Origin of the sequence: Pseudomonas sp. NY15181 (genome assembly GCF_048068055.1) — a bacterium.
In the GTDB taxonomy this organism is placed as follows: domain Bacteria; phylum Pseudomonadota; class Gammaproteobacteria; order Pseudomonadales; family Pseudomonadaceae; genus Pseudomonas.
Genome location: NZ_JBLUPT010000022.1, coordinates 1 through 5,368 on the forward strand (window position 1 = coordinate 1; position 5,368 = coordinate 5,368).

A 5,368-nucleotide genomic window follows, 5' to 3' on the forward strand; every position below is an offset into this window, starting at 1 on the left:
ATGCGCGCCTCGGTTGAGACGAAAGAATCAACCAACTGCTCTTTAACAAGTCGAATCAAGCAATTCGTGTGGGTGCTTGTGATGTAAGACTGATGATCGACTGATTATCAGCAACGCAAGTAACACTCGTGAATTCGAGAGTTTTAGCTCATTAACTTGAGCATGCGATTGCTGAGCCAAGTTTAGGGTTTTCTCAAAACCCAAGCAGTATTGAACTGAAGAGTTTGATCATGGCTCAGATTGAACGCTGGCGGCAGGCCTAACACATGCAAGTCGAGCGGATGAGTGGAGCTTGCTCCATGATTCAGCGGCGGACGGGTGAGTAATGCCTAGGAATCTGCCTGGTAGTGGGGGACAACGTTTCGAAAGGAACGCTAATACCGCATACGTCCTACGGGAGAAAGCAGGGGACCTTCGGGCCTTGCGCTATCAGATGAGCCTAGGTCGGATTAGCTAGTTGGTGGGGTAAAGGCCTACCAAGGCGACGATCCGTAACTGGTCTGAGAGGATGATCAGTCACACTGGAACTGAGACACGGTCCAGACTCCTACGGGAGGCAGCAGTGGGGAATATTGGACAATGGGCGAAAGCCTGATCCAGCCATGCCGCGTGTGTGAAGAAGGTCTTCGGATTGTAAAGCACTTTAAGTTGGGAGGAAGGGCAGTAAGTTAATACCTTGCTGTTTTGACGTTACCAACAGAATAAGCACCGGCTAACTTCGTGCCAGCAGCCGCGGTAATACGAAGGGTGCAAGCGTTAATCGGAATTACTGGGCGTAAAGCGCGCGTAGGTGGTTTGGTAAGATGGATGTGAAATCCCCGGGCTCAACCTGGGAACTGCATCCATAACTGCCTGACTAGAGTACGGTAGAGGGTGGTGGAATTTCCTGTGTAGCGGTGAAATGCGTAGATATAGGAAGGAACACCAGTGGCGAAGGCGACCACCTGGACTGATACTGACACTGAGGTGCGAAAGCGTGGGGAGCAAACAGGATTAGATACCCTGGTAGTCCACGCCGTAAACGATGTCGACTAGCCGTTGGAATCCTTGAGATTTTAGTGGCGCAGCTAACGCGATAAGTCGACCGCCTGGGGAGTACGGCCGCAAGGTTAAAACTCAAATGAATTGACGGGGGCCCGCACAAGCGGTGGAGCATGTGGTTTAATTCGAAGCAACGCGAAGAACCTTACCTGGCCTTGACATGTCCGGAATCTTGCAGAGATGCGAGAGTGCCTTCGGGAATCGGAACACAGGTGCTGCATGGCTGTCGTCAGCTCGTGTCGTGAGATGTTGGGTTAAGTCCCGTAACGAGCGCAACCCTTGTCCTTAGTTACCAGCACATTATGGTGGGCACTCTAAGGAGACTGCCGGTGACAAACCGGAGGAAGGTGGGGATGACGTCAAGTCATCATGGCCCTTACGGCCAGGGCTACACACGTGCTACAATGGTCGGTACAGAGGGTTGCCAAGCCGCGAGGTGGAGCTAATCCCATAAAACCGATCGTAGTCCGGATCGCAGTCTGCAACTCGACTGCGTGAAGTCGGAATCGCTAGTAATCGTGAATCAGAATGTCACGGTGAATACGTTCCCGGGCCTTGTACACACCGCCCGTCACACCATGGGAGTGGGTTGCTCCAGAAGTAGCTAGTCTAACCGCAAGGGGGACGGTTACCACGGAGTGATTCATGACTGGGGTGAAGTCGTAACAAGGTAGCCGTAGGGGAACCTGCGGCTGGATCACCTCCTTAATCGAAGATCGCAGCTTCTTCATAAGCTCCCACACGAATTGCTTGATTCACTGGTTAGACGATTGGGTCTGTAGCTCAGTTGGTTAGAGCGCACCCCTGATAAGGGTGAGGTCGGCAGTTCGAATCTGCCCAGACCCACCAATTGTTGTGGTGTGCTGCTGATCCGATACGGGGCCATAGCTCAGCTGGGAGAGCGCCTGCTTTGCACGCAGGAGGTCAGGAGTTCGATCCTCCTTGGCTCCACCAACTCCAAATCGTCGAAAGCTCAGACAGGAATGTTCGGAAGAACGAACCTTGCTGTCTGGTCTTTGTGCCAGAACTGTTCTTTAAAAATTTGGGTATGTGATAGAAGTAGACTGAATAATCTCTTTCACTGGTGATTATTCAAGTCAAGGTAAAATTTGCGAGTTCAAGCGCGAATTTTCGGCGAATGTCGTCTTCACGTTCGAGACAATAACCAGATTGCTTGGGGTTATATGGTCAAGTGAAGAAGCGCATACGGTGGATGCCTTGGCAGTCAGAGGCGATGAAAGACGTGGTAGCCTGCGATAAGCTTCGGGGAGTCGGCAAACAGACTTTGATCCGGAGATCTCTGAATGGGGAAACCCACCTGGGATAACCTAGGTATCTTGCACTGAATACATAGGTGCAAGAGGCGAACCAGGGGAACTGAAACATCTAAGTACCCTGAGGAAAAGAAATCAACCGAGATTCCCTTAGTAGTGGCGAGCGAACGGGGACTAGCCCTTAAGCTTCTTTGAATCTAACAGAACGCTCTGGAAAGTGCGGCCATAGTGGGTGATAGCCCCGTATGTGAAAGGTTCTTTGAAGTGAAATCGAGTAGGACGGAGCACGAGAAACTTTGTCTGAATATGGGGGGACCATCCTCCAAGGCTAAATACTACTGACTGACCGATAGTGAACCAGTACCGTGAGGGAAAGGCGAAAAGAACCCCGGAGAGGGGAGTGAAATAGAACCTGAAACCGTATGCGTACAAGCAGTGGGAGCCTACTTTGTTAGGTGACTGCGTACCTTTTGTATAATGGGTCAGCGACTTATATTCAGTGGCGAGCTTAACCGTATAGGGAAGGCGTAGCGAAAGCGAGTCTTAATAGGGCGTTTTAGTCGCTGGGTATAGACCCGAAACCGGGCGATCTATCCATGAGCAGGTTGAAGGTTAGGTAACACTGACTGGAGGACCGAACCCACTCCCGTTGAAAAGGTAGGGGATGACTTGTGGATCGGAGTGAAAGGCTAATCAAGCTCGGAGATAGCTGGTTCTCCTCGAAAGCTATTTAGGTAGCGCCTCACGTATCACTCCAGGGGGTAGAGCACTGTTTCGGCTAGGGGGTCATCCCGACTTACCAAACCGATGCAAACTCCGAATACCTGGAAGTGTCAGCGTGGGAGACACACGGCGGGTGCTAACGTCCGTCGTGAAAAGGGAAACAACCCAGACCGTCAGCTAAGGTCCCAAAGTTATGGTTAAGTGGTAAACGATGTGGGAAGGCTTAGACAGCTAGGAGGTTGGCTTAGAAGCAGCCACCCTTTAAAGAAAGCGTAATAGCTCACTAGTCGAGTCGGCCTGCGCGGAAGATGTAACGGGGCTCAAACCATACACCGAAGCTACGGGTGCATCGTAAGATGCGCGGTAGAGGAGCGTTCTGTAAGCCTGTGAAGGTGAGTTGAGAAGCTTGCTGGAGGTATCAGAAGTGCGAATGCTGACATGAGTAACGACAATGGGAGTGAAAAACTCCCACGCCGAAAGACCAAGGGTTCCTGCGCAACGTTAATCGACGCAGGGTTAGTCGGTCCCTAAGGCGAGGCTGAAGAGCGTAGTCGATGGGAAACAGGTTAATATTCCTGTACTTCTAGTTACTGCGATGGAGGGACGGAGAAGGCTAGGCCAGCTTGGCGTTGGTTGTCCAAGTTTAAGGTGGTAGGCCGAACACTTAGGCAAATCCGGGTGTTCAAGGCCGAGAGCTGATGACGAGTCGTCTTTTAGATGATGAAGTGGTTGATGCCATGCTTCCAGGAAAAGCTTCTAAGCTTCAGGTAACTAGGAACCGTACCCCAAACCGACACAGGTGGTTGGGTAGAGAATACCAAGGCGCTTGAGAGAACTCGGGTGAAGGAACTAGGCAAAATGGCACCGTAACTTCGGGAGAAGGTGCGCCGGTGAGGGTGAAGCATTTACTGCGTAAGCCCATGCCGGTCGAAGATACCAGGCCGCTGCGACTGTTTATTAAAAACACAGCACTCTGCAAACACGAAAGTGGACGTATAGGGTGTGACGCCTGCCCGGTGCCGGAAGGTTAATTGATGGGGTTAGCGAAAGCGAAGCTCTTGATCGAAGCCCCGGTAAACGGCGGCCGTAACTATAACGGTCCTAAGGTAGCGAAATTCCTTGTCGGGTAAGTTCCGACCTGCACGAATGGCGTAACGATGGCGGCGCTGTCTCCACCCGAGACTCAGTGAAATTGAAATCGCTGTGAAGATGCAGTGTATCCGCGGCTAGACGGAAAGACCCCGTGAACCTTTACTGTAGCTTTGCACTGGACTTTGAGCCTGCTTGTGTAGGATAGGTGGGAGGCTTTGAAGCGTGGACGCCAGTTCGCGTGGAGCCAACCTTGAAATACCACCCTGGCATGCTTGAGGTTCTAACTCTGGTCCGTCATCCGGATCGAGGACAGTGTATGGTGGGCAGTTTGACTGGGGCGGTCTCCTCCTAAAGAGTAACGGAGGAGTACGAAGGTGCGCTCAGACCGGTCGGAAATCGGTCGTAGAGTATAAAGGCAAAAGCGCGCTTGACTGCGAGACAGACACGTCGAGCAGGTACGAAAGTAGGTCTTAGTGATCCGGTGGTTCTGTATGGAAGGGCCATCGCTCAACGGATAAAAGGTACTCCGGGGATAACAGGCTGATACCGCCCAAGAGTTCATATCGACGGCGGTGTTTGGCACCTCGATGTCGGCTCATCACATCCTGGGGCTGAAGCCGGTCCCAAGGGTATGGCTGTTCGCCATTTAAAGTGGTACGCGAGCTGGGTTTAGAACGTCGTGAGACAGTTCGGTCCCTATCTGCCGTGGACGTTTGAGATTTGAGAGGGGCTGCTCCTAGTACGAGAGGACCGGAGTGGACGAACCTCTGGTGTTCCGGTTGTCACGCCAGTGGCATTGCCGGGTAGCTATGTTCGGAATAGATAACCGCTGAAAGCATCTAAGCGGGAAACTAGCCTCAAGATGAGATCTCACTGGGAACTTGATTCCCCTGAAGGGCCGTCGAAGACTACGACGTTGATAGGTCGGGTGTGTAAGCGCTGTGAGGCGTTGAGCTAACCGATACTAATTGCCCGTGAGGCTTGACCATATAACACCCAAACAATTTGCGTGTTGTACGGTGAAGACGTAACGAACCGAAAGTTCGTGAGAACCGCAAAGACCTGTCACATACCCGAATCTGGATGAGCGTGTGCGCAAGCCACGAGCGTCCGAAAGAATTGCTTGACGACCATAGAGCGTTGGAACCACCTGATCCCATCCCGAACTCAGCAGTGAAACGACGCATCGCCGATGGTAGTGTGGGGTTTCCCCATGTGAGAGTAGGTCATCGTCAAGC

General features: G+C 52.1%; 2 tRNA genes and 3 rRNA genes. All 5 read left to right on the plus strand.

What is annotated here, in order from left to right:
* Positions 1-212: 212 nt before the first annotated feature.
* The 5 genes from ACNFBT_RS27120 (at position 213) to rrf (ending at position 5,368) form a co-directional block, all read left to right on the plus strand.
* Positions 213-1,749, plus strand: a 16S ribosomal RNA gene (locus tag ACNFBT_RS27120).
* 64 nt (positions 1,750-1,813) lie between these two features.
* Positions 1,814-1,890 (plus strand) — tRNA-Ile (locus tag ACNFBT_RS27125).
* A gap of 29 nt (positions 1,891-1,919) precedes the next feature.
* Positions 1,920-1,995, plus strand: a tRNA-Ala gene (locus ACNFBT_RS27130).
* A 232-nt stretch (positions 1,996-2,227) separates the two neighbouring features.
* Positions 2,228-5,119, plus strand: a 23S ribosomal RNA gene (locus ACNFBT_RS27135).
* A 133-nt stretch (positions 5,120-5,252) separates the two neighbouring features.
* Positions 5,253-5,368: ribosomal RNA gene (gene rrf / locus ACNFBT_RS27140) — 5S ribosomal RNA — on the plus strand.
* The 16S, 23S and 5S rRNA genes sit together here with 2 tRNA genes alongside, the layout of an rRNA operon.